The following is a 22,417-nucleotide window of genomic DNA, read 5'->3' on the forward strand; positions in this document are numbered from 1 at the left end:
ATAAAAAGTATCCTATTGGGACCTGGCATGACTTCTTCGGTTAGAACCTATCAATGCTCCGTCGCTGCAACGGTCGACGTTGCAGGCGGCAAATGGAAACCCCTGATCGTCCATTATTTGATGAGCGGCACCAAACGCTTTGGCGAACTGCAGCGATTGATCGGCACCGTGACGCAACGCTCATTGACGCTGCAGCTTCGAGAACTGGAATCGGACGGTATCGTGACCCGCGAGGTTTTCGCGGAGGTGCCGCCCCGGGTCGAATACTCGCTGACCGAATTCGGTACGACGCTTGCGCCCGTGCTTGAAGCGATGAAGAAATGGGGCGATGCCTACATCGAACTGAGCGCCTTCAAGTGACGGGCACGCCGGCCCCAAAAGTGCATGGCGCCTGACAACGCCCGACGCCCAGCCCGGCTGAGGCACCGGTGAAGCTCAGGCCGGCTGACGCGCGCGAGGGAAGGGAATAAATTGGAAGGCGTAGCGGTTTACCGGGTAGCGGCGCGGCGTCTGCCCGCCAAACCCGACGCGCCAGGATCGGCGTACCGGGACATCCAGTAAGCCAAGCAGGGGGCACATCGTGAACGGGCGCAGGTTTTGCAGGATCGCGCTGGCCTTGGTGGCGGGCGTTGCGTTGACCGCCGGCACCCCCGCGCTGGCTGGCGGGCGGGGCGGAGGGAGCGGCGGCGGCAGTGCGGGCATGCATCAAGGCAGCATGCCAGTCGGCGGATTCCGTGGTCAGGACGGCGGCCACTTCGGCTTTCGTCATGGGGGCTTCCATCGTGGCCAAGGGCGCGTTGTCTTTCTTGCGGTAGGCACAGGCTGGCCGGGATGGTGGGAATACGCCTACGACGGGTGGACAGATGAACCCGTTTACTTCGGATACGTTGCACCCCCGACGCAGTACGTCGAGAAAGGCAAGCCCGCAACGGCGTCTGGCGGCGCCGTACCGAGCAGCTGGCGGTATTACTGCGACCAGCCCAACGGCTATTACCCGCACGTCAAGCGCTGCCCAGGCGGCTGGCAAATGGAGCCCGGCCGATCCCCTTCCTAATTCGACCGGATCATTCCATGCGGAAACTGACAGGTTGCCGTGCGGTCGCTGTGAATGGCTTTCCGTTTTCGATGTAGGGAAGGCACCGCATTGTCCGCACCGATTCCTCCGCGGCTTCGTCCAGCGCCATCGGCGCAATAGCAAAACGGCGGTGATGCAAGGCCTGCGCAGCTCACGCAGGCTGCCGCAGTGCGTGACGATACTGCTCGGGGCTGACTTGCTCCATCCACACCACCGCAGAGCCGTCCATGGCCTCCGCGATCGCGATATGTGCCATGCTGACCGAGGCGGTCGCGCCGTGCCAGTGCTTCGTGTTCGGCGGAATCCATACAAGATCGCCGGGTCGGATCGTCTGAACCGCCTCACCCCATTGCTGGACAGCGCCGACGCCCGCGACAACCAGCAGCGTCTGTCCGAGCGGGTGGCTGTGCCAGGCCGTCCGCGCGCCCGGCGCGAACGTGACCATGGCCCCGCCCACCCGTGCCGGCGCTTCCGCCTGAAAATGCGAATCGATACGGACGCTACCCGAGAAATTGGCAGCCTGCCCGTCGCTGGACGATTGCTGGCACGGGGTTGTCACTCTAATCATGTCGGATGGATTCGGTTCGTTACGCGGCATTGACGGCCAGGACATTACGCATTGGGGGGCGCGTCACCCCGCGCGCTTCGCAAAGACGTCCTTGAACACGGGCATGGCAGAAAAAACGCTCGGCCAGCCCGCATAGAAAGCGAGATGGGTCAGCAGCTCGGAGGCTTCTGGCTGGGTCAGGCCGTTGTCCATGGCACGGTTGAGGTGATAGGGAATCTGCGCCACCTGTCCAGTGGCGACGAGCGCGGCCACCGTGACAAGACTGCGGTCGCGTTGCGCCAGCGCGGGGCGGAGCCACAAGTCCCGGAACAGGACGTCCGTTGTGTACTGCACCACGCCCAGCGCCACCGCACCGAAGTTCTGCTGCACACCGGCGGCTCGCGCGGCTTCGGCGGCGTCGTTCAGCGGCAAGCGATCGCCACCTGCGGGTGGCAGCACAGCAACGTCAACGCCCCGTGCGACAAAGACCTGCCTTGCCGCGGGGATCGCCGCAAGGGCATTGCCCAGGCCGGTGTAGAACGCCAGGTGCAGGATGATCTCGGACAGTTCAGCCGGCTTCACGCCATGATCCAGCGCCAGCGCGAACTGCGCCGGCATATCCGCCGGCTGGTTACGGGCGATCAGTGCGGCCACCGTCGCGACGCTGCGGTCCCGTGCGCTCATCTGGGGCCGCTGCCACACCTCACCCTGAAGCCGGCCATGGATGAACGCTGCCAGCGCCGGTGACACCGACGCAACGTCGGCGATCGAAGCAGACGCTGCCGTCGCACTCCCCCGCACATTGCCGCCAGTGGCGCCTTCAACCTGCTGCGCCATGACAGCGTTCCCCGATGCCGCCAGCGATGCCGCCGCGACTGCCAGAACATGTTTCATTGCCTTGCTCCCTTGGCCTTTCTTACTTGCGATACTGGTCATCGCTGACGGGCTCGAGCCAGCTGACATTCTTGCCGTCCACGGATTCCTGTATCGCAAGATGCGTCAGCGGCCCGCCAGTTGTGGCACCGTGCCAATGCTTGACCCCCGGTGGGGTCCAGACCACGTCGCCAGGCCCGATCTCCTGCTTGGGCTGCCCTTCCTGCTGGATCCAGCCATGCCCCGCCGTCACGACGAGCATCTGGCCGGCGGGGTGGGTATGCCAGGCGGACCGGGCACCCGCCTCGAATGTGACCTGACCCGATGACAGCCGCGATGGCGCGCTGCCGGCAAACATCGGAGCAAGTCGTACCGTGCCGACGAAGTTCTGCGCGGGTGCCGGCATAGGCGCGCGCGAGCCTGCCGGGATGACCGTCATCGTCGTGGCGCCTGCCGCACCTTGCTCACCTGCTGCCAGGGCGTTCGCCGCGCAAGCGCTCAAGGCAACAAGCGCCACCGCACCGGACAGACTGCCAGTGATCCGGCTCCTACGATGCGGGATGTGCAAACTGTGCATTGGGGTTCTCCTGATGAAAATGCTTGCGCATGGCGCGCCTCGGACTGAACAATAGCGGAGGTATTCATGAAATGCCTTCATAGCTCCATACAGACCGCAGGCCGCAGCCGCCTCGTCCGCACGCGTCGCACACAAGAAAGCCCGCCCCATGCCCCGCCATAACCTGAACGACCTGCTTGCCTTGATTACCGTCGCGAAGGAGCGCAGTTTCACGCGTGCCGCGGCCCGGCTTGGTGTCACGCAATCGGCGCTCAGTCACACGATTCGCAACCTGGAAGCCAAGCTGGGGGTCCGGCTGCTGACCCGGACCACGCGGAGCGTGTCGACGACCGACGCCGGTGAATGGCTGATCCAGTCGCTGGGTCCGAAGTTCGAGGGCATCGAGGCCGACCTCTCGGCGGTGGCCGACCTTGGGGACAGGCCGTCCGGGACGATCCGCATCACCGCCGTCGACCATCCGATCGACGCCATCATCTGGCCCCGACTGGCCAAGGTGCTGCCGCAGTATCCCGATCTCAATGTCGAGCTGACTGTCGACTATGGGCTAACCAACATCGTCGGCGAACGGTACGACATTGGTGTACGCTTTGGTGACCAGATCGAGAAAGACATGATTGCGGTGCGCATCAGCCCCGACGTGAAGATGGCCATCGTCGGCGCGTCGGCGTACTTCAAGGGCCGCGACAAGCCGACCACGCCGCGTGACCTGCTGGCGCATCGATGCATCAATCTGCGGCTTTCCACGAGCGGCGGCCTCTACGCCTGGGAACTGGCCAAGGGCGCCAAGAAGGTGCAGGCGCGCGTAGAGGGCCAGGTCGTGTGCAACAGCGTCAACCAGATGCTGAATGCCGCGCTGGACGGATTCGGACTGACTTTCCTGCCCTGGCCCATGCTCCAGCCCTACGTCGAGGCGGGACGCCTCGTCCGGGTGATGGAAGACTGGTGCCCGACCTTCCCCGGCTACCACGCGTTCTATCCCAGCCGTCGCCAGTCTTCGCGCGCACTCAAGATCGTCATCGACGCCATCCGGTACCGGCCAGATGGCGCCCGCGGTTAGGCCTGGGTGAGCTGATCGCGGATCGGCAGCGAGCGGATGCGCTGGCCCGTGGCCGCGAAAATCGCGTTGCACAGCGCCGGTGCAACGGGTGGCACAGGGGGCTCGCCCACGCCGCCGGGCGGCACGTCGAAGTCACCGCCGACCAGCCACGTGTGAATGGCGCGCGGTGCCATCTGCGAGCGCAGGATTTCAAAGTCGTGGAAATTGCTCTGCTGCACACGACCGCCCTGGAACGAAATCTCGCCCAGCATCGCCAGACCAATACCCATCACGCATCCGCCCTCGACCTGCGAGCGAATACGTTCCGGATTGACCTGCGGGCCGCAATCGATCGCCATGTCCACGCGCGGGATGGTGATCTGGCCCTTGGCGTCCACGGCCACTTCGACCACCGTCGCCACATAGGTCACGAAGCTGTATGCCATGGCGATGCCCAGACCATGTCCCTTCGGCAGCTTGCGGCCCCAACCGGCCCGACGCGCGGCTTCCTCGATCACGCGACGCATGCGGCCCGTATCCAGCGGATACACGTCCGGCGACTCGCTGTAGTTCCATTTGTCGGATAGCGTCGCGGGATCGATCTTGCGCGGCGGCCCGATCAGATCCAGCAGATAGTCCTTCGGGTCGCGCCCTGCCTGATGCGCCAGTTCGGCAACGAAGCTCTGCACCGCAAACGCATGCGGAATGTTCGACACCGAGCGGAACCAGCCAATGCGCGTGTGCGCCGGCACATCGGCCGACTCCAGCCGGATCGACGCAATCTGGTAAGGGATGTTGATGGCCGTCATCGCGGCCTCGAAATCGGCCTTGCCTTGCGCACCGACCTTGAATGTGGAACCGATGGTCGGCGCAGCGGACCGGTGGAGCCATGCCGTCGGTTTGCCGCCGGCGTCCAGTACCGACTCCATGTGCTCGACCGAAACCGTGTGGTAGTAGTCGTGCCGGATATCGTCGTCGCGCGTCCATTGCAGCTTCACCGGCGTGCCACCCATCGCCTTGGATACCAGCGCGGCCTCGGAAATGAAGTCCGCCATCGACTTGCGGCCAAACCCGCCGCCCAGCAGCGTCAGGTGGACCGTCACGTCCTTGGGATCCAGCCCGACGTGCTTCGCCACGCTCTCCAGCGCGCCCTGCGGCGCCTGCGAGGGCGCCCAGATTTCACACTTTCCGTCGACAAAGCGTGCCGTGGCCACCGGTGTTTCCATCGACGCGTGCGCCAGATGTGGCACGTAGTACTCGGCCGAGACCTTGCGTTGACCGCTGCCCGCCGAGATCGCGGCTACGGCATCGCCGTCGTTGCGCAGCGCCTTGCCCGGCTGACGCGCCGCCGCTTCCAGCGCGCGTCGAAACGCGGCCGAATCGTAGCTGGAGTTCGCGCCGTCGTCCCACTCAAGCTTGAGCGCCGCCCGACCCTGCATTGCCGCCCAGGTATTCGTGGCAACCACCGCCACCCCGCCCACCGGGTTAAACAGCGGCGGGCCGTCATAACCCTTCAGCTCCACCACGCGCAATACGCCCGGCACCTTGAGCGCGTCGGCGCTATCAACCTTGCGCAGCTTGCCGCCATAAACCGGCGGCCGTGCGATGACCGCGTAGACCATGCCGGGCAGCCGCACGTCGATCCCGTACACGGCCTTGCCCTGCGCAATATCACGGCTGTCCGTCGGCACGACCTTGCCCTTGCCGATGTAGCGGAACGCTTCCGGCTTCTTGAGCCGGAGCTGATCGTGCGCCGGCACCGGCTGCCGCGTGGCAGCTTCGGCCAGCTCGCCGTATCCCAGCCGGCGGCCCGTCGGCGTATGGATGACTTCGTGATGGCGCGCCTGCACCTCGGCGACGGGCACCTTCCATTGTTCGGCGGCGGCCGCCTCCAGCATCTGGCGCGCCGACGCACCCACACGGCGCATGGGCGCCAGGAAATGCCGCATGCTGCGCGAGCCATCGACATTCTGGCTGCCATAGCGCGCCTCGTTGGCATCGGCCTGCACGATCTTCACGCGGGCCCAGTCGGCCTCCATCTCGTCGGCCACCACCATCGGCAGGCTGGTCCGTACACCGGTTCCCATCTCGGCGCGGTGCGCGAGAATGGTCACGGTGCCATCCTTCGCGAGCGAGACAAAGACCAGCGGGTTGTCGACCACACCGCCTGGCATCGACAAGGCCCCATACTTCTTCGCCGCCTCCGCGGCATCGGCCTTGGCGATCAGCCCGCCAAACTGCACGGACAGCGCAAACGCGGCCCCCGCCTGCAAGAGTCGACGGCGTGCCGGTTGTTCCAGAGGCTGCATATCGGTACGCGTCATGCCTTGGCTCCCGTCTTGTTGCCGGACAGCCGTGACGACGCCAGCCGCACGGCGGCGTTGATCCGCGTATAGGTGCCGCAGCGGCAAAGGTTGCCACTCATCGCGGCGACGATTTGCGCGTCAGTCGGCTTGGGATTGTCCTTGAGCAACGCCGTGGCGGTCATGATCTGGCCAGCCTGGCAGTAGCCGCATTGCGCCACGCCAAGTTCGACCCACGCGTCCTGCACGGCTTTGCCAACCCGGTCGGCATCCATGGACTCGATCGTCCGGACGGGCTTGTTGCCCAGCGCGGAGATTGGCGTGACGCAGGAGCGCACCGCCTGTCCGTCGACATGCACCGTGCAGGCGCCGCACAAGGCCATGCCACATCCGAACTTTGTACCGGTGAAACCAAGGGCGTCACGGAGCGTCCACAGCAGGGGCGTATCGGGCGACAGGTCGACGTTGTGAACCTGGCCGTTGATTTTTAGTGTTGTCATGGGGATCGGGCGTGGCAGGGATTCGCGGGATGGTAGCGGAGAATCGCGGCGGGATTGTGCAACCATGGCGCATGCCTTCATGAATGCAGTTCACGAATCGACGGGTCCCCGCCAATTGCGCAAGCATCGATTATCGCGCTGCATCCGACTGACAAATCCGGCCGTCGGGCGAGCGCGACAATTCGATCCATCCCGATCAATCGAACAGCGCGCTCTGGCCCGGCTGGCGATAGTGAGAGAACGCCCGTTGAATGTCCTCCTCAACCACACGGTCTTTGCACAACTCGGGCAAACGATCACGCGGGAAGAATGCCACCTCGGAAACTTCCGGGCCTGGTACCGGTGTTTCCTGGCCAGTACGCTCGCAAATGAAATACAGCTTGTAGAATTCTCGCGCGTCAGGATTGAACTGTCCTTTCGCTTTATGCCGAACGCTATATAGCTGCTTTGCCGTCACGCTGATACACGCTTCCTCGGCGATCTCTTTCACGACGTTTTCTGCGGGAGACAAGCCAACGTCCGCAAATCCGCCCGGAAGCGTCCACAGTCCGCTAACACCTTCGCGAACGAGCAAAATCTGATTATTTTCAATCACTGCGCCGCGAACATCGGTCATCGGCGTGACATAGCTCTTGGCGCCTGGCGCCAGAACGGCAATTTGCTCGAGCGGTGCCATGAAGAGCTTTGCGAGCATTTCATCCGCAATGCCTCTAATTTCCTGGAAGCGCTCGATGTCATACGGGTCTTTGCAGTAGGCTAGACCGGTCAGCGCGGAAGCCTGCAGGCGTTTGGCGTAGGTCAGCCACTCGTTTTCCGTAAACGCCATGTTCTACGCCTCCTCCGGCAGTGCAATGCCGAGTGCCTGCAATGTGGAACGCAATTCGGCTGGGCTCTCGAAATGAACGCCGCGGAGATTCTCTCGGTTCGCAGCTTCCACGTTGCGCATACTGTCGTCAATAAAGGCCGTCGCCTCAGGGCGTAGCTGGTATCGCTTGATAATCAGCCTGAAGATGGCTGGATCCGGCTTCATGATGCATTCCCGACCCGATACGACAATGCCTTCGAACCATTTCAAAAATGGAAACCGCGCCTCGGCAACGTGGAACGTCTCGGCCGACCAATTGGTCAGCGCCAGGAGTCGGACATCGAGATTGCGCAACTGCTCAAGAATCTTCACGGTCCCCTCGATCTCGCCGGGTATCATTTCCGACCAACGATCGAAGTAGGCTCTGATATTGGATTCATGTGCGGGATGACGTTCGACCGCTTCAGCGATAGCGTCCTTCCATGGACGGCCACGGTCCTGTTGCTCGTTCCATTCCGTGTTGCAGACTTCTGACAAGAAATGTTCCATCGCAACGTCATCGGAACCGAAGATCTTTCTAAAAAGATGGCGCGGGCTCCACTGAATGAGAACATTCCCGAGATCGAAAATGACCGTATCCACAGAATGTGGCGGCTGCGATGTCATGTGTTGGCTCATACTTCCTTCCAAAGTCGCTCGTATCACCGGCGAAGGTAGCAGCCGATTATAGCGAAGCGGAAAATGGCCACGGTTCGCGCACGGGTGGCCACTGGCAGCATTTGGAGAGTCGTCCGATTCAATGAACGCCCCGTGGCAAAGGTCATGCCACTCCTGGCCGGGCGGCTCGGCAAGGCCGCCATTTCCTTCGGCAGTCCAACTCCCCTGGCCTAGGGATGAAAGGTTTCGCCGCGGTTCAGCATATCGATGAACTCCTCGATCTTGCGATTCCGTGTTGCAGGCGTTTTGACATTCTGTAACCGGAACAGGATAGCGTAGCGGTTGCGGCTGTTCAGCGTCGCAAAGCATGCGCTGGCTGCTGGATTGGCATTTAGCGCGGCCTGGAGATCGTCCGGCACGACCGCATTGCTGGCGGACGCATAGGCAGCCTGCCAGCGGCCATCCTTCCTGGCCTTCTCGATCTCCCGCATGCCAGCTGGCTGCATTTTGCCTGCGGCGACAAGCGCTTCGGCCCTGTCCTTGTTGCGCTTGGACCAGATACTTCTTGCTGAACGTCGAGTGAAACGTTGCAGCCAGTATTTTTCGCTTTCGGCCTGTTTTCGACCGTCAATCCAGCCATGACAAAGCGCGCTGGCCAGCGCCTGTTCGTATGTGAAGGTTGGCTGCCCGGCGCCTTTTTTGGCAAGGCGCAGCCATACCCCGGTGGAGGTGCTACCGTTTTGTGCCAGCCAGTCATCCCATTCCCTCTGGCTTGAAAATGTCAGATGAGGTTCGGTCATGGAGTCATCCGAATAATGGAACTCATGATCAAGGCGCCTCGCAAAGACGCCCGTTCATCACCGCGACAACCCAATCGATGAACACACGCAGCTTCGCGCTGACGTGGCGGTTCGGTGGATACGCAATGTAAAGCGGCATCGGATCCAGTTGCCAGTCCTCGAACAGCGCGACGAGCTCGCCCTGCTTCAGATGGGCTTTCGACATATAGCGGGGGAGCCACAGGATGCCCAGACCGGACAACCCCGCTGCAAGATAGGCCTTGCCGTCATCAACGGCGAGCGCATATCGGGCCATCACCTCTGCCCGCTCGCCGCGGCGATGCATGACGAGGGGATAAAGATGGCCTGCGCGTCCCCAGGAAAACTCGACGATGCGGTGATGCGAGCATTTCCGCAGGATGTGAAGGCACACCTGCCATTGCCAGATACTTGGGCGAGGCGAAGACGCCGAGCGGCAGCTCAGCCACGCACCGGGCGATCATGGACTGATCTTTCGGCTCGCCCCCGCGCACGACGCAATCCACGTTCTCACCAATGATGTCAACGGTGCGATCACTGACGCCCAGGTCGACTTGAATGTCGGGATAGCGGGCGTAGAAATCCGGCATCGCCGGGATGAGCAGCAGGCGCGCGAGGGGACTTGGCACATCCACGCGAAGCCGACCTTGCGGTGCAGCCGATGCGCTCGACAGGCTCGTCTCGGCATCGTCCATATCGGCAAGCAGCCGCGTCACGCGCTCGTAATATGCAATGCCGTCCGGTGTGACATTGAGCTTGCGTGTCGTCCGGTTTAATAGCCGCACGCGCAAACGCGCTTCCAGTTGCTGCACCAGATGCGTCACCGTGGTCTTGCTCATATGAAGCGTCTCGGCCGCCCTCGTAAAACTGCTTGCCTCGACCACCCGAACGAAAACGCGCATCGCGTCGAAACGATCCATGAGTGTTACCCGGTGCCTGAATTGTTTGCATTCTACAAACAGTCATGACCAGAGTCAGCGGTTTATCGCGCGGGAGCCGACCGCTAGAGTGACTCAGATCGTAATCAATGACTTTTCAATGGAGGCAAGCGTGGGCAAGCGTGATGTGATTTTCCCGGCGGGGCGCCGGGCGCTTTACGAGCGTAATCGTTATTCCCCGGCCGTACGGGCAAATGGTTTGTTGTTTGTGTCTGGCCAGGTCGGTAGCCGCGAAGACGGAAGCCCCGAACCAGACCTGCAGGAACAGGTGCGGCTCGCTTTCCGGAACCTGAACGCGATCCTGCACGAGGCCGGATGCACGTTCGACGATGTGGTGGACGTCACCGTATTCATGGTCGATCCCCAATCGACATTCGAGCGCGTGTGGCAGATCGTTCCCGAGTTCTGGGGCGAAACGCCGTACCCGGCACTGACCGCAGTCGGCGTGACATGGCTTTACGGCTTCGATTTCGAGATCAAGATCATTGCGAACCTGCCGCCCAATGACTGAGGAGTCGGGCAGATAAGCCAGCTTACCGGCTTATCAAAAGATCTATGTGAATTGTTAATGCAGTCTTTAATCGCTCTTGCAACGGTGCGCCATCTGAGACGCCCCCTACGGACGTGCGATCGCCGTGGCTTTTCGACGACCAGTTGGTCCAGCTCCTGCTGGACCAACCTGGGTCACGAGCGCCTGGACATCTTCCGCCATCGCAACGGCGGCGAAATCTCGCTACCCGTCAAGGGACGCTCACCATGGCGGACAGACAAGAACTCTGGCGCCCCATTTCCTTCACTGAAGAAACCCGCTGATGGCCGCACTTGTTGCCTGCTGTTGCTCTTCCATCAGCCAATGGCCGGCATTTGGAATCACAACCCCCTGCACGTTACTAGCTGCCGCGCGGGCGACCGTTTCCATCATGACGCCAAAGGATTTTTCACCACCGATGGCAAGTACTGGCATCGGCAACGCACCTTTCGCGAGATTGGCCTTGTTGTCGATGACATCCTGGTCAAAAGCGTGAAACTGCTCGAAGCCGGAATGCATCGCGCCGGGCAATGCGTAAAACTTCGCGTAGTGTTGGCGCGATGCCTCACCAAAACTCTTGGGATCGGCCGAGAATTCGTTCCAGAAACGGTCTAGATAAATTCGTTCGCGCCCTTTTACCAGCCGTTCCATGTCCGGGCCGCCAAAACGGAAATGCCAAAGCAGAGGGCTCTTGAGGATGTCTTCCCACGGGCCGACACCGGGAATGGGGGCATCCATCAGCACGAGCTTGGTCACCCGTTCCGGCTGCTCGGCCGCGAAAGCATAGGCAACCATGTTTCCGATGTCATGGGCGACCACATCGGCTTTTGCAATCTGGAGGGCGTCCAGTACACCGGCAATATCGCGCGCCTGGTTTTTCTTGTCATAACCGGTTGCCGGATGGTTGGACAGCCCCATTCCGCGCAGATCCGGGACAACCACGGTATGGTTCACCGCCAGCTTCGTGGCGAGCGGTATCCACATGTCGCCTGTTTCTCCGTAACCGTGCAGCAACACCACAGCGGGTCCGTGGCCGCCGACACGTACGTACATTTTCACGCCGTTGGTGGAAATGATCTCTTTCTTGAAATCGGCCGGAAATGAAAACACAGCGGCAGCGACCGGGAAAATTTGAATCGACGCAATCAACAGCAGAAAAGACAAAATCTTTCGCATTTCCGACCCCAGATGGTTGATCAAATCAAACAGTTTTCTGGCGCGGATATTCTCACAATTTGTCGCGTTTAGGTGCCCTTCGCCATCGTGGTGCATTAACTCATTGTGTGATTGCCATTCCTGGCAACACTCCCGGTCGAAAATGAATGGCACGATCCGGCCTGAACCGTTGCGCTCACGCCTATTGCATGACGGGTCGCTTCCGCTGCATCAAATCTAGTCAGGCAGGCGCTCTGCGGGTGCAGAAATGAACAGGTTCAAACCCAGTTGCTCCGACAGAAAGCGCATGACAAGCTGGCCGCGTACGCTGTTTCCCGCACCGTCCAGTGGCGGCGAGAACGTCGCGACGGCACCCTTGCCGGGAGCGATCGTCAATATTCCGCCGCTAACGCCGCTTTTACCAGGCAGGCCCACTTCGTACAGCCAACTCCCGGAGCGCTCGTACAGACCCGCTGTCGCCATGACCGCCAGCACACGCTGGCAAGTCGAGGCGCTTACGACCTGATTGCCGGTGAGCGGTTGGACGCCGCCACTCGCCAAGATCGCGCGCACTGACCAGCAGCGCACATTGACGCGGTAAACGTCCACAGCTTCATCCGGATCGCAATAGAGATGACCGTGCCCGCGCAATAGGTGCGCCAAACCAGCGTTGCGCTGGTTAGTGGTTGCTTCGGAGGCGTAGACGCGTTCATCGCATTCGAGTTCTCGGCCTGCGAAGAGAGACAGCCCCTGGCGAACCTGATGCCAGCGGTCCTCCGCGTCGGAGCCGGGCACCAGGCTGGTCGCCGCGATGGCGCCGGCGTTGACCAGGGGATTACTGGTGCCATCGGGTCGCAGTTCCATCGCCATGACGGAGTTGAAGGGCAACCCGGTAGCGTCTACCCCGCGCCGCGGCCTCGGATGGACCGAGGGCATCGCATATCAGCGCAAATACAAAGGGCTTGGACACGCTCTGAATCGAGAAAGGCTGCGCCGCATCGCCAATCATGAGCGTGTCGCCACGCGTGTTGGCAACGCAGATACCAAAGGCGGATGGATCTGCTTCGGCCAATGCCGGGATGTAGTCGGCCAGTTTGCCGCCGGTGTCCTCGCGGAAGTGCGCATAAGCCGCTTCCACCAACAGCCGGACCGGATCAGGCCCAGGCAGGTTGCCCGTGGAAACAAAGGGTGGGGTTACGGTGGTCGACGGGGTCATGCTCGCCCTCCTCTGTAGCTTCCACAAGGTTACACAGTTACACACTGTCGACATGCGCTCCACGGGACTTGGGTCCTAGACGCTTGTAGCGCAAATCGGCATATCGCCCTTCACAACGGTCTGGATGGCTTGCGTCGTTCCGCTGAAATTCACCTGCCCGGCCCCGGATCGGGCAAGCGCTGATATATTACATACCTGACCAGGCTGCCGTGGCGATCGCTGCAGGCCCTGGATATGCGATGTCGGGAAAGTCGCCGGTTGAAACCGAGTACAGCCGAATATGACAACTACGATTATTTACACGCACACCGCGTGCCTCGAGCACCGCCCCGGGCCGCACCATCCAGAGTCGCCTGAACGATTGACAGCCGTCGTGGAGGCATTGCGAACGCCGGCGTTCGCTTCGCTGGAATGGCGCGATGCGCCGATGGGCACCGTCGAGCAGTTGCAATTGATCCACGATTCGCACTTCATCGACGAGATCGCGCAACGCGCCCCCACCCAGGGCTACGTGCCGCTGGACGCAGGCGATACGATCATGTCGCCAGGCTCGTGGGAAGCGGTCATGCGCTGCGTCGGCGCCGCGTGTGCGGGTGTCGATGCGGTGATGGATGGCCAGGCGCGCAACGTATTCTGCGCAACACGACCGTGCGGCCATCACGCTGAACCGGCGAAGGCAATGGGCTTTTGCATTTTCAATCAGGCGGCAATCGCGGCAGCCTATGCCTATGAGGTCCACAAAATCGAGCGCGTCGCTGTGGTCGATTTCGATGTGCATCACGGCAATGGAACCCAGGCGGCATTTTTCGACCGTCCCGAGCTGTTTTACGCGTCCAGCCACCAGTCGCCTTTCTATCCCGGCACGGGCGCCCGCGCCGAGACAGGGATGAGCCACAATATCGTCAACGTTCCGTTGCCTCGTGGCTGTGAGTCGGCGCAATTCCGTGCTGCGATTTCTGCCCTCGTACTTCCCTCGCTAAGGGCCTTCGCCCCCGAAATCCTGATTGTTTCCGCTGGATTCGACGCGCACCGCCTGGATCCCCTCGCTGGCATGAATCTGGAAGACAGCGACTTCCATTGGATCACAAGAGAACTGATGCAGATTGCCGACGAGACGTGCGACGGCCGCATCGTGTCGATTCTGGAAGGGGGCTATAGCCTGGACGCATTGGCCACGAGCGCGGTGGCTCATGTCAGCGCGTTGATGCAAGTCGAAGCCGAATGAACGGATAGCGGCGATGTCGCCTTGGCGCCCCGGCATTCAAACGGAGAATGGGGAAAACCAGACTTTGGAGGGTCGAAGTTTGAAGGCAACAGGTTGGGAAGCCGCGTCCCACTCTGGTTTGCGGCTTTTTCCCAGTTCTCAACGGGAGTTTCCAAACCTATATTCCGGCACGACAAGAGGTGGCCTAAGGCCACCTCACTTCATCATCCCAGGAACCTGAACAGGTTCATTTGCTGGATCTGCATGAAGGATTGCTGCGCCCCCTGCAGTGCAGTCTGACGCTGGTAGTACTCGGTGATGGCCGATGCGTAGTCCAGTTCGGTCAGGTCCGACAGCGTCTTTGAATTGCTGAGATCGCGGTTCGAGCCGATGGTGTCCAGCGCATCGAGTTCGTTCATGCGCGAGCCCACCGATGCACGCACCGTCAGCACGTTGTCCAGCGAATTGTTGTTCTGGCGCAGGCCCGTGGCGATCGCGTTCTGCAAGTTGGCCGCGGCCACGTCCTGGGCGGTGCCCGAGTTGATCGGCGTACGCAGCGCGTTGATCACGTCCTTCAGGTTGGCGAACATGTCGGCGCCTGCCTGCTGGGCCGGCTGCACGGCAAACGTGTCGCCGTCGGCGGGCGTACCCTTGATCGAGAACGACACGCCAGCCACGCTGATGTCGCCGCCATCCACGTAGTTCGTTGCCGCGCCAACAGGCGTGCCGGTCGTCAGGTCGTTGACCGTGTACTGCTTGACGCCCGCGCCATTGGTCGAGAACGTCACGCTCAGCGAGTGGCCGTACAGCGCGTTGCTGGGGTCGGTCACCGAGATCGAGCTGAAGGTACCGGTGCCGCCGTTCGCGCTGTTGCCCTTAATGACATAGCCTGCGTTTGCCGTGACCGACTGGAAGATCTCCGCGCCGTTGTTGCCGGCTTCCATCTGGCGCGCCACGTCCACCTGCAGCAGCTGGTGACCCGTATCGCCCTGGTACGTCAGGTTGCCGGCAGCATCGGCCACGAACGGTGCGGCGCCGGTCTTCAGGCCCGCGAACAGGTAGTTGCCGTTGCCGTCATCGGCGTTGGCCAGACCCACCAGCTGGTCGTACTGGCCTTGCAGGGCGGTGGCCAGCGATGCGCGGTCGTTGTCGCTCAGCGTGCCGTTACCGGCGTTCACCAGCATCGTCTTGATGTTCTGCAGCGCGGTGGTTACCGTCGACAGCGAGTTTTCTTCGAGCCCCAGCGATGAGTTGGCCTGCTTGCGCGACGCCGTGTACTGGCCGTTCACGGCGACCGACTGCGACACGCCCAGGGCGCGCGTGGCCGCGACGGGATCGTCCGACGGAGTCAGCACGCGGCGGCCGGTAGCCAGCTGCTGCTGCACGTGCAGCAGGTTCGACTGCTGGTTGTTCATCGAGGACAGGCCCTGGTGATACAGGGTGGAGGTTGCGACGCGCATGGCGTGATTCCTTCTTTTCCGGTGTTGTCAGGGATGTCCGCGATCAGGCGATGCTGACCAGCGTGTCGAAGATCGTGCTGGCCGCCTGAATGACCTTGGCGTTGGCCTGGTACAGTTGCTGGAACTTCAGCAGGTTCACGGTTTCCTCGTCCATGTTCACGCCCGATACCGATTGCTGGGCCGTGTAGATCTGGTCCGTAATGCTGTCTTGCGAGGTCGATGCGATGTCGGTCGACTTGGCCTTGCTGCCCACGTCATTGACCAGCTGGGCGTACGCGTCGTTGAAGCTCGACGTGCCGTTGATAGTCTTTGCGGTCTGCAGCTTGGCCAGCTTGAGCATGTTGCCGTTGTCGGCCACCGAACCGGTGTTGTTCGACAGCGTGAACGTGTCGCCATTCTGCGGCGTGCCGTTGAAGCTGAACGTCATGCCGTTGATCGTGTAGTCGACGCCCGTTGCCGTGGCGGTGCCCGTCGGCTGCGGCGTCAGCGCCGTGCCGGTTGCGTCGGAGAACACGTAGGTCGACGTCGCGGAGTTGTACTTCGCCGTCAGGCTGCCCGTGAGCAGCGAGAAGCCCGGGGCCACATTCGTCAGCGATGCCTTCGCCGTTCCGGCGTTCTGCGTGCTGGCATCCACGCGTGCCGGCGATGCCGCGGCGATCTTGGCCGGATCGGTGATCAGCGAGCCGAAGCCGGCTGCGGCGTTGCGCGTGGGCTGGACCTCGAACGAGTCACCGCCGGACATGGCCATGTTGATGCTGACCGAGAAGCCGTCAGCGGCGATAGCCATCGGATACGTGGCGGTGGCGCCAGCCTGGGTTGCCACGACCTTGTTGTCGGACTTGCGCAGCAGCGTGTAGTTGGTGCCATCGTACTTCAGCGTGTAGTCGCTGGTGGTCAGGTTGCCGGTGTTGGTGATCGTGGCCGTGGCTACCGCGTTCGACGTGTTCTTGTCGTTCGCAAAGACCGTTGCCGAACCCAGCGAGAAGACGTCGGTGCCGATGGCGCCGTTCAGGTCGATGCCCAGCTTGTGCTGATCGTTGAACGTCTGGCCGATGGCCAGCGAAAGGCGGCCGATGGCATTCTGTGCCGCGTCCAGCGATTCGGTGCGGAAACGCAGCAGGCCACCGATCGAACCGCCCTTGACGGCGCCTTCCTCGGCCTCGACGGTGTTACCGTTGGGCAGCGTGTAGGCAATGGTGGTGCGGCTCGGATCGCTCGACGAGGGCACTGCCTTGATGTCGTAGGAATCGCTGCCCATCACCAGCGGCTGGCCGTTGCCGACGAACACGTTATACGTGCCGCCGTCCTGCACCACCACCTTGGCGCCCACCAGTTCGGTCAGCTTGGCCACGGCCTGGTCGCGCTGGTCGAGCAGGTCGTTGGGCGGCTGGCCGCCGGAGGAGGCGGTCATGCGCGAGATTTCGGTGTTCAGGTTGGCGATCTGCTTCGTGTAGTCGTTCACCTGCGTGACCGACGACTGCAGCTGCGTGTTGATGCCGTTCTGCAGTTGCTTGAAGTAGTCGCTCGACGACTTGATCTGGCCCGCCAGCGCCTGCGCCGACGAGATCATGCCCTGGCGCGTGGCCGGGTCAGCCGGCGTATCCGACACCGCCTGCACGGCCGCGAAGAACTTCTGCATCAGCGGCGCCAGGCCGCCCTTCTCGTCTGCCAGCAGGTTGTCGATCTGGCGGATCTGGTCCGAGTACGTCGACAGGTCGTAGCTGGCCGAGGTGGCGCCACGCAGCTGCCCGGTCAGGAAGCCGTCGTACACGCGCTGCACGGTGATCGTGTTCGAGCCCTGGCCATAGAAGCCCGAACCCGTTGCCTGGCCGCCGGCCGAGGCAATGATCGTGTTCTGGCGCGTATAGCCCGCCGTGGCCGCGTTGCTGAAATTGTGGCCGACCGTGGTGAGCCCGTTCTGGGCGACGTTCAGGCCCGACAGACCGATATTAAACAGAGACATGTTTGTCTGACTCCGGATCGAATGGCTAGCCAGCGGCAAATGGCCGACGGCGGTGGATGTGTTGGTTATCGGCGGAAATGCGGCGCGACTTTAGCGTCGCAATACCTGGAAATATGCGGCAATCGTGAGCAATCACTCTCACCGAAACGCAATGTAGAAGCGCAAACAGCGCGACCGCTAAACGGTCACGCTGGATGCGAAACGGGGCGGCCATGTGTGCTGCTGGCATGGTCGCCGGCGTTGTCAGGTCGAGACTTTCTTCATGATCCGCACGAGCTTCTCGCCGTAGGCCGGATCGGTGGCATACCCCGCGCGTTGCAGCCCGTGCGCGGCTTCCTCGGCATTCGAGGCGGTCACGACGCCAGCATAGCGCGGGTTGTTGCTGATGAGCTTGGCGTAGTCGTTGCAGGCTTCTTCATACGACCCGTACGCACGGAACTTCGCGCGCACCTTCTGCGGCTGGCCGTCCACGTATTCGGTGGTCAGGATCTCGGTCGTCGGTCCCTTCCAGTTGGCACCCGCCTTGATGCCGAACACGTTGAAGGTGCTCGAACCATCGGGATTGCGGATCTCGCGGCGGCCCCAGCCCGATTCCAGCGCGGCCTGGCCCACGATCAGCTTGGCCGGCACGCCCGAGGCGCGCGACGCCGCCATCGCCGGCTCTGCCATGCGGTTGACGAAGTTGCTGATGTGCTCCGGCGAATCGTCCGGCAACTGGCCCAGCTGCGTCTGCCCGTTGCCCTGCCAGTCGGCCTGGTTCTGGTACTGGCGCACGCCTGCGGTGGGGTTCCATGCGGCGCCCGGCAGCGTGGTGCCGACCGGCGGCGGACCATCGGCATCGGTGGCGCCGCGGCTGTCGAGCATCTGCGCCATTTGGGCGTCGCGCACGCTCGCGCCGGTAATGCCACCGGCGGCATTCATGCCAGGCGGCAACTGCGTGCCCGTGGCGCGGGCCAGCTGGCGAATCATCACATCGGCCAGGCCAATGCCACGCGACGACAGCTGCTGCGACATCTGCTGATCCATCATCGACATGTAGAGCTTGGTCTGCTCGTTGTCGAAGAGGCCATCGGACGGCGTGGCGTCGCGCATGCTCTTGAGCACCATCTGCGTGAACACGGCCTCGAACTGCTTGGCCGCGGCTTGCAGCGTGGTCGAGTTGTTGCCGGCGCGGGCCTGGTTCTTGAGCGCCTCGAACCCCTGGGTATCCAGGGCGAAGCGCTGCGAGATGTCGGCCTGGCCGCCGAGCGTGTTACCCGCCGACATCAGATGATCTCCAGTTCGGCGCGCAGCGCGCCAGCGGAGCGCATGGCCTCCAGGATGGTCTGCAGGTCGGCTGGCGTAGCGCCCAACGCGTTCAGGCCCTTGACCACAGCCGCCAGCGATGCACCTGCCTTCACGATCTGCAGCGAACCGCCGTCACGCTTGAGGTCGATCTGCGACACCGGCGCCACCACGGTCTGGCCCTGGCTGAACGGTGCCGGCTGGCTGATCACCGGCTGCGTGTTGATGACGACCGACAGGTTGCCGTGGGCAATCGCGCAGTCTTCCACCGTCACCGCCTGGTTCATCACGATCGAACCGGTGCGGGCGTTTAGGATGACCTTGGCGGCGGCCTTGGCCCGCGTCACGTCGATGTTCTCGATACGCGCCATGAAACCCACGCGTGCCGTCGGCGTCTGCGGCGTGCGAACCTGCACCACGCGGCCGTCCATCGCGGCGGCGGTGCCCGGGCCGAGATTGCGATTGATCGCCTCGACCACGCGTTCCGCGGTGCCGAAGTCGGTATCTTTCAGCTCCAGGTTCATGAAGCCGTTTTCGGGCTGGAACGACGCCACGGCGCGTTCGACGATCGCGCCATTGGCGATACGGCCCACGGCCAGCTGGTTGATCTGCACCTTGCTGCCGTTGGCCGACGCGCCCGCGCCACCCACCAGCATGTTGCCCTGGGCGATGGCGTACACCTGGCCGTCGGCGCCCTTGAGCGGCGTCATCAGCAGCGTGCCGCCGCGCAGGCTCTTCGCATTACCCATCGACGACACCACCACGTCCATCTGGCTGCCGGGCTGCGCATAGGCCGGCAGCGTTGCCGTCACCATCACCGCTGCCACGTTCTTGAGCTGCATGTTCTTGCCGGCGGGCAACGTAATGCCCAGCTGCGACAGCATGTTGCTCAAGCTCTGCGTGGTGAACGGCGTCTGCATGGTCTGGTCGCCGGTGTTGTCCAGGCCCACGACCAGGCCGTAACCGACCAGCGGGTTGTCGCGCACGCCCTGGAACGTCGCCAGGTTCTTTAGGCGTTCCGCATGCGCGGTGCCCGCGCCCAGACCCAACAGGAGCAGGAACAGGAGCAGCAGGCAGGCAAAAGATACCGCGCGACCTGAGCGGGAAAGACGGCCGGGCGGGGTGCCAAAATACGAGCCTGGCTTTTGGAAAGGCATCGGAGGCAGAAACATGGCGGGATCAGTACGGTAAGACATTGAGGAAGAAGCGCTGCAGCCAGCCCATGTTCTGCGCCTCGTCGATATACCCCTTCGCGGTGTATTCGATGCGCGCATCCGCCACCTGGGTGGACGGTACTGCGTTGTCGCCGGTGATCGTGCGCGGATTGACCACGCCCGAGAAACGAATGAACTCCGCGCCCTGGTTGATGGCCATCTGCTTCTCGCCGGACACCACCAGGTTGCCGTTGGGCAGCACTTCCAGCACCGTCACGGTAATCGTGCCGTTGAAGGTGTTCGCGGCGCTGGCGCCGCCCCCTGCCTTCAGCGAATTGGCACCGTTGATGTCGGCGTTCTGGCTGGTGCCGAACAGGCCGCCCAGGGCGCGCGGTACCGCGTTGAACGCCAGCGCGGTGGTGCCGGTGCGGTTGGCGTTGGTGGCGGAGTTCTTGCTCGCGTTGACGTTCTCGCTGATCACAATCGTGAGAATGTCGCCAACGTTACGCGGCCGCCGATCCTCGAACAGCGGATTTCCCGCGTACGAGGATGCGTAGATCGAGCCCGTGGCAGGGCCCAGCGCGCGCGGTTCGGCGCGCGCGGTGGTGGGCATCTGCACAAGCGGCTCCTTGGGCATCATCGCGCAGCCGCCGCTTGCCAGCGCGGCCAGGCCGACGATGACATGAACGACGATTGCGCTGATGCGATACTGCGTGGCGGCCATGATCATTCCCGTTCTTAACCCATCTGGCTCAGACGCTGCAGCATCTGGTCCGACGTCTGCACCGCCTTGCTGTTGATTTCATAAGCGCGCTGGGTCTGGATCATACTGACCAGCTCTTCCACCACGTTCACGTTCGAGGCTTCGACGTAGTTGCTCTGCAGCGTACCGGCGCCGTTCAGGCCAGGCACCGAGGTATTCGGCGCGCCCGAGGCATCGGTCTGCACGTACAGGTTCTCGCCCATGCTTTCCAGGCCAGCGGGGTTCGGGAACGTGGCAACTTGGATCTGGCCCACGGTGGCGGCGTTGGTCGAGCCAGGCTGCATCACGGTCACCGTGCCGTCACGGGCGATGTTCACCGAGGTGTAGTTGGCCGGCAGCGTGATGGCCGGGTTCAGCACGAAGCCGCTGGACGTCACCAGCTGGCCGTTCGGGTCCACCTGGAACGAGCCGTCACGCGTGTACGAGGTGGTGCCGTCCGGCATCGTCACCTGGAAGAAGCCCTGGCCGATGATGGCCACGTCGCGCGAGTTGCCCGTTTGCGTCGGGTTGCCTTGCGTGTGGATGCGTTCCGTGGCCACGGGGCGCACGCCGGTACCCAGCTGCATGCCCGACGGCAGCACGGTCTGGTCCGACGACAGTGCGCCGGGCTGGCGGATCGTCTGGTACATCAGTTCCTCGAACACCGCGCGGCTGCGCTTGAAGCCCGTGGTCGACACGTTGGCCAGGTTGTTCGAGATCACGTCCATCTGCGTCTGCTGCGCATCAAGGCCGGTCTTGGCGATCCAGAGAGAGCGAATCATGGAGTTGTCCTGGTTCGTTAGTTCGTTGTGCGTGCGATCGATGCCGCGCGCTTCATCAGTTGTTCGACAGCAGGGCGTTAGCCCGCTGGTCGTTGGTGTCGGCGCCCGTGATCATCTTCATCTGCATCTCGAAGCGCCGCGCGTTCGCAATCATGTCCACCATGGACTCGACCGGGTTGACGTTGCTGCCTTCGATCGCGCCCGAAATCACGCGTACATTGGGGTCCTGCTGCAGGGCGTCCACGCCGGGACGCAGGCGGAAGTAGCCGTCGTCGCCACGCGCCAGCCCTTCGGGCGGCGGCGTGACCACGCGCAGCTTGCCCACTTGGGCCAGGCCGTTGGCGGCCTCGCCCGGGCCGCGCGCCACAACGCTGCCGTCAGTGCCGATCGACACCGTCGAGCCAGGCGGCACGGCAATCGGGCCGCCGTCGCCCAGCACCGGCCGGCCGGCCGACGTCTGGAGCTGGCCGTCGGCCGACACCTGCATGGAACCTGCACGGGTGTAGGCCTCGGAGCCGTCAGGCATCTGCACCGCCAGCCAGCCGTTGCCCTGCAGCGCCACGTCGAGATCGCGGCCGGTGTAGGTCAGCGGGCCGGCCTTCATGTCGGCGCCGGGCGTGGACGCGAGCGTGAACGCCCGCGTCTGCATTTCCTGGCCCTGTACCGGGACGGCCCGGTACAGGTTCACCTGCGCCTTGAAAGCCGGCGTCGAGGCGTTGGCCAGATTGTTCGATACCGCGGCCTGCTGGTCGAGGATCTGCTTGGCGCCCGACAGGGCGGTGTAGAGCATGCGGTCCAT

The 22,417-nt window shown here is 62.9% G+C and carries 22 protein-coding genes and 1 pseudogene; 4 read left to right on the forward strand and 19 right to left on the reverse strand.

Features of this window, described 5'->3' with window-relative positions; genetic code table 11:
• Positions 1-27: 27 nt before the first annotated feature.
• Positions 28-360: a winged helix-turn-helix transcriptional regulator gene (locus CYJ10_RS10310; protein WP_101681384.1), complete on the forward strand. Its 333-nt coding sequence runs from the start codon at positions 28-30 to the stop codon at positions 358-360.
• 866 nt (positions 361-1,226) lie between these two features.
• Here CYJ10_RS10310 and CYJ10_RS35335 read toward each other — a convergent pair.
• Genes CYJ10_RS35335 through CYJ10_RS10330 form a run of 3 tightly spaced genes read right to left on the reverse strand, consistent with a single transcriptional unit; the run spans position 1,227 to position 2,934 of the window.
• Entirely contained in the window at positions 1,227-1,688 is a 462-nt protein-coding gene (locus CYJ10_RS35335; protein ID WP_101681386.1) for a (R)-mandelonitrile lyase, read from the reverse strand.
• A gap of 18 nt (positions 1,689-1,706) precedes the next feature.
• Positions 1,707-2,558: a carboxymuconolactone decarboxylase family protein gene (locus CYJ10_RS10325; protein WP_257993221.1), complete on the reverse strand. Its 852-nt coding sequence runs from the start codon at positions 2,556-2,558 to the stop codon at positions 1,707-1,709.
• Positions 2,539-2,934 carry a (R)-mandelonitrile lyase gene (locus CYJ10_RS10330; protein ID WP_219621442.1) on the reverse strand — a complete coding sequence of 132 codons (396 nt, stop codon included), beginning with the start codon at positions 2,932-2,934 and terminating at the stop codon, positions 2,539-2,541. Before CYJ10_RS10330 ends, CYJ10_RS10325 begins: the two co-directional genes overlap by 20 nt.
• Before the next feature lie 286 nt (positions 2,935-3,220).
• On the opposite strand from CYJ10_RS10330, the gene CYJ10_RS10335 reads away from it, so the two are divergent.
• On the forward strand, positions 3,221-4,129 hold the full coding sequence (locus CYJ10_RS10335) for a LysR family transcriptional regulator (protein WP_101681389.1): 909 nt from the start codon (positions 3,221-3,223) through the stop codon (positions 4,127-4,129).
• Here CYJ10_RS10335 and CYJ10_RS10340 read toward each other — a convergent pair.
• From CYJ10_RS10340 to CYJ10_RS10365, 6 genes and pseudogenes are all read right to left on the reverse strand, one after another.
• On the reverse strand, positions 4,126-6,432 hold the full coding sequence (locus CYJ10_RS10340; RefSeq protein WP_257993222.1) for a xanthine dehydrogenase family protein molybdopterin-binding subunit: 2,307 nt from the start codon (positions 6,430-6,432) through the stop codon (positions 4,126-4,128). The genes CYJ10_RS10335 and CYJ10_RS10340 overlap by 4 nt on opposite strands.
• Positions 6,429-6,911 carry a (2Fe-2S)-binding protein gene (locus CYJ10_RS10345; RefSeq protein ID WP_101681390.1) on the reverse strand — a complete coding sequence of 161 codons (483 nt, stop codon included), beginning with the start codon at positions 6,909-6,911 and terminating at the stop codon, positions 6,429-6,431. Before CYJ10_RS10345 ends, CYJ10_RS10340 begins: the two co-directional genes overlap by 4 nt.
• A gap of 196 nt (positions 6,912-7,107) precedes the next feature.
• Positions 7,108-7,737, reverse strand: coding sequence for an NUDIX hydrolase (locus CYJ10_RS10350; RefSeq protein WP_101681391.1), 630 nt, complete (start codon positions 7,735-7,737; stop codon positions 7,108-7,110).
• Between the two features lie 3 nt (positions 7,738-7,740).
• Positions 7,741-8,382, reverse strand: a complete 642-nt coding sequence (locus tag CYJ10_RS10355; RefSeq protein ID WP_257993223.1) for an HAD family hydrolase — start codon at positions 8,380-8,382, stop codon at positions 7,741-7,743.
• Positions 8,383-8,603: 221 nt separating this feature from the next.
• Positions 8,604-9,173, reverse strand: coding sequence for a YdeI/OmpD-associated family protein (locus CYJ10_RS10360; RefSeq protein ID WP_101681393.1), 570 nt, complete (start codon positions 9,171-9,173; stop codon positions 8,604-8,606).
• A 28-nt stretch (positions 9,174-9,201) separates the two neighbouring features.
• Positions 9,202-10,111: pseudogene (locus CYJ10_RS10365) on the reverse strand (LysR family transcriptional regulator).
• Between the two features lie 130 nt (positions 10,112-10,241).
• Here CYJ10_RS10365 and CYJ10_RS10370 point away from each other — a divergent pair.
• Positions 10,242-10,640 carry a RidA family protein gene (locus CYJ10_RS10370; RefSeq protein WP_101681560.1) on the forward strand — a complete coding sequence of 133 codons (399 nt, stop codon included), beginning with the start codon at positions 10,242-10,244 and terminating at the stop codon, positions 10,638-10,640.
• A gap of 282 nt (positions 10,641-10,922) precedes the next feature.
• On the opposite strand, the gene CYJ10_RS10375 is transcribed toward CYJ10_RS10370, so the two are convergent.
• The 3 genes from CYJ10_RS10375 to CYJ10_RS34635 form a co-directional block, all read right to left on the reverse strand.
• Positions 10,923-11,834 (reverse strand): alpha/beta fold hydrolase, encoded by a 912-nt coding sequence (locus CYJ10_RS10375; RefSeq protein WP_101681561.1) that lies wholly within the window; start codon positions 11,832-11,834, stop codon positions 10,923-10,925.
• Between the two features lie 216 nt (positions 11,835-12,050).
• Positions 12,051-12,683: a glutaminase gene (locus CYJ10_RS34630; protein ID WP_257993224.1), complete on the reverse strand. Its 633-nt coding sequence runs from the start codon at positions 12,681-12,683 to the stop codon at positions 12,051-12,053.
• Positions 12,649-13,029: a glutaminase gene (locus CYJ10_RS34635; protein WP_257993225.1), complete on the reverse strand. Its 381-nt coding sequence runs from the start codon at positions 13,027-13,029 to the stop codon at positions 12,649-12,651. The genes CYJ10_RS34630 and CYJ10_RS34635 overlap by 35 nt, the downstream gene beginning before the upstream one ends.
• Before the next feature lie 280 nt (positions 13,030-13,309).
• Between CYJ10_RS34635 and CYJ10_RS10385 the strand changes: the two genes are divergently transcribed.
• Positions 13,310-14,254 (forward strand): histone deacetylase family protein, encoded by a 945-nt coding sequence (locus tag CYJ10_RS10385; RefSeq protein WP_101681394.1) that lies wholly within the window; start codon positions 13,310-13,312, stop codon positions 14,252-14,254.
• Between the two features lie 203 nt (positions 14,255-14,457).
• Here the strand turns inward: CYJ10_RS10385 and flgL are convergent, their stop codons facing one another.
• The 7 genes from flgL to flgF all read right to left on the reverse strand — a co-directional run bounded on the left by flgL (position 14,458) and on the right by flgF (position 22,417).
• Positions 14,458-15,693, reverse strand: coding sequence for a flagellar hook-associated protein FlgL (gene flgL / locus CYJ10_RS10390; protein ID WP_101681395.1), 1,236 nt, complete (start codon positions 15,691-15,693; stop codon positions 14,458-14,460).
• A gap of 43 nt (positions 15,694-15,736) precedes the next feature.
• The gene (gene flgK, locus CYJ10_RS10395; protein WP_101681396.1) at positions 15,737-17,656 is read right to left on the reverse strand and encodes a flagellar hook-associated protein FlgK; all 1,920 of its coding nucleotides are present in this window, start codon (positions 17,654-17,656) and stop codon (positions 15,737-15,739) included.
• Positions 17,657-17,899: 243 nt separating this feature from the next.
• Complete coding sequence (gene flgJ / locus CYJ10_RS10400) at positions 17,900-18,922, reverse strand: flagellar assembly peptidoglycan hydrolase FlgJ (protein WP_101681397.1); 1,023 nt, start codon at positions 18,920-18,922, stop codon at positions 17,900-17,902.
• Positions 18,922-20,097 (reverse strand): flagellar basal body P-ring protein FlgI, encoded by a 1,176-nt coding sequence (locus CYJ10_RS10405; RefSeq protein WP_374703250.1) that lies wholly within the window; start codon positions 20,095-20,097, stop codon positions 18,922-18,924. The genes flgJ and CYJ10_RS10405 overlap by 1 nt, the downstream gene beginning before the upstream one ends.
• A 22-nt stretch (positions 20,098-20,119) precedes the next feature.
• Positions 20,120-20,824: a flagellar basal body L-ring protein FlgH gene (gene flgH, locus CYJ10_RS10410; protein ID WP_101681399.1), complete on the reverse strand. Its 705-nt coding sequence runs from the start codon at positions 20,822-20,824 to the stop codon at positions 20,120-20,122.
• An 8-nt stretch (positions 20,825-20,832) separates the two neighbouring features.
• A complete protein-coding gene (gene flgG / locus CYJ10_RS10415) occupies positions 20,833-21,618 on the reverse strand; it encodes a flagellar basal-body rod protein FlgG (RefSeq protein WP_101681400.1) in 786 nt (261 codons plus the stop codon).
• 55 nt (positions 21,619-21,673) lie between these two features.
• A complete protein-coding gene (gene flgF, locus CYJ10_RS10420; protein WP_101681401.1) occupies positions 21,674-22,417 on the reverse strand; it encodes a flagellar basal-body rod protein FlgF in 744 nt (247 codons plus the stop codon).

It is taken from the genome of Cupriavidus pauculus (genome assembly GCF_002858765.1).
GTDB classification, from domain to species: Bacteria; Pseudomonadota; Gammaproteobacteria; order Burkholderiales; family Burkholderiaceae; genus Cupriavidus; species Cupriavidus pauculus_B.

What these genes read in the sequence shown, in the direction of transcription:
- CYJ10_RS10310 (WP_101681384.1), top strand. Translation starts at nt 28, where the DNA reads ATGACTTCTTCGGTTAGAACCTATCAATGCTCCGTCGCTGCAACGGTC.
- CYJ10_RS35335 (WP_101681386.1), bottom strand. Translation starts at nt 1,688, where the DNA reads ATGTCCTGGCCGTCAATGCCGCGTAACGAACCGAATCCATCCGACATG.
- CYJ10_RS10325 (WP_257993221.1), bottom strand. Translation starts at nt 2,558, where the DNA reads ATGACCAGTATCGCAAGTAAGAAAGGCCAAGGGAGCAAGGCAATGAAA.
- CYJ10_RS10330 (WP_219621442.1), bottom strand. Translation starts at nt 2,934, where the DNA reads ATGACGGTCATCCCGGCAGGCTCGCGCGCGCCTATGCCGGCACCCGCG.
- CYJ10_RS10335 (WP_101681389.1), top strand. Translation starts at nt 3,221, where the DNA reads ATGCCCCGCCATAACCTGAACGACCTGCTTGCCTTGATTACCGTCGCG.
- CYJ10_RS10340 (WP_257993222.1), bottom strand. Translation starts at nt 6,432, where the DNA reads ATGACGCGTACCGATATGCAGCCTCTGGAACAACCGGCACGCCGTCGA.
- CYJ10_RS10345 (WP_101681390.1), bottom strand. Translation starts at nt 6,911, where the DNA reads ATGACAACACTAAAAATCAACGGCCAGGTTCACAACGTCGACCTGTCG.
- CYJ10_RS10350 (WP_101681391.1), bottom strand. Translation starts at nt 7,737, where the DNA reads ATGGCGTTTACGGAAAACGAGTGGCTGACCTACGCCAAACGCCTGCAG.
- CYJ10_RS10355 (WP_257993223.1), bottom strand. Translation starts at nt 8,382, where the DNA reads ATGACATCGCAGCCGCCACATTCTGTGGATACGGTCATTTTCGATCTC.
- CYJ10_RS10360 (WP_101681393.1), bottom strand. Translation starts at nt 9,173, where the DNA reads ATGACCGAACCTCATCTGACATTTTCAAGCCAGAGGGAATGGGATGAC.
- CYJ10_RS10375 (WP_101681561.1), bottom strand. Translation starts at nt 11,834, where the DNA reads ATGCGAAAGATTTTGTCTTTTCTGCTGTTGATTGCGTCGATTCAAATT.
- CYJ10_RS34630 (WP_257993224.1), bottom strand. Translation starts at nt 12,683, where the DNA reads ATGGCGATGGAACTGCGACCCGATGGCACCAGTAATCCCCTGGTCAAC.
- CYJ10_RS34635 (WP_257993225.1), bottom strand. Translation starts at nt 13,029, where the DNA reads ATGACCCCGTCGACCACCGTAACCCCACCCTTTGTTTCCACGGGCAAC.
- CYJ10_RS10385 (WP_101681394.1), top strand. Translation starts at nt 13,310, where the DNA reads ATGACAACTACGATTATTTACACGCACACCGCGTGCCTCGAGCACCGC.
- flgL (WP_101681395.1), bottom strand. Translation starts at nt 15,693, where the DNA reads ATGCGCGTCGCAACCTCCACCCTGTATCACCAGGGCCTGTCCTCGATG.
- flgK (WP_101681396.1), bottom strand. Translation starts at nt 17,656, where the DNA reads ATGTCTCTGTTTAATATCGGTCTGTCGGGCCTGAACGTCGCCCAGAAC.
- flgJ (WP_101681397.1), bottom strand. Translation starts at nt 18,922, where the DNA reads ATGTCGGCGGGTAACACGCTCGGCGGCCAGGCCGACATCTCGCAGCGC.
- CYJ10_RS10405 (WP_374703250.1), bottom strand. Translation starts at nt 20,097, where the DNA reads ATGCCTTTCCAAAAGCCAGGCTCGTATTTTGGCACCCCGCCCGGCCGT.
- flgH (WP_101681399.1), bottom strand. Translation starts at nt 20,824, where the DNA reads ATGATCATGGCCGCCACGCAGTATCGCATCAGCGCAATCGTCGTTCAT.
- flgG (WP_101681400.1), bottom strand. Translation starts at nt 21,618, where the DNA reads ATGATTCGCTCTCTCTGGATCGCCAAGACCGGCCTTGATGCGCAGCAG.
- flgF (WP_101681401.1), bottom strand. Translation starts at nt 22,417, where the DNA reads ATGGACCGCATGCTCTACACCGCCCTGTCGGGCGCCAAGCAGATCCTC.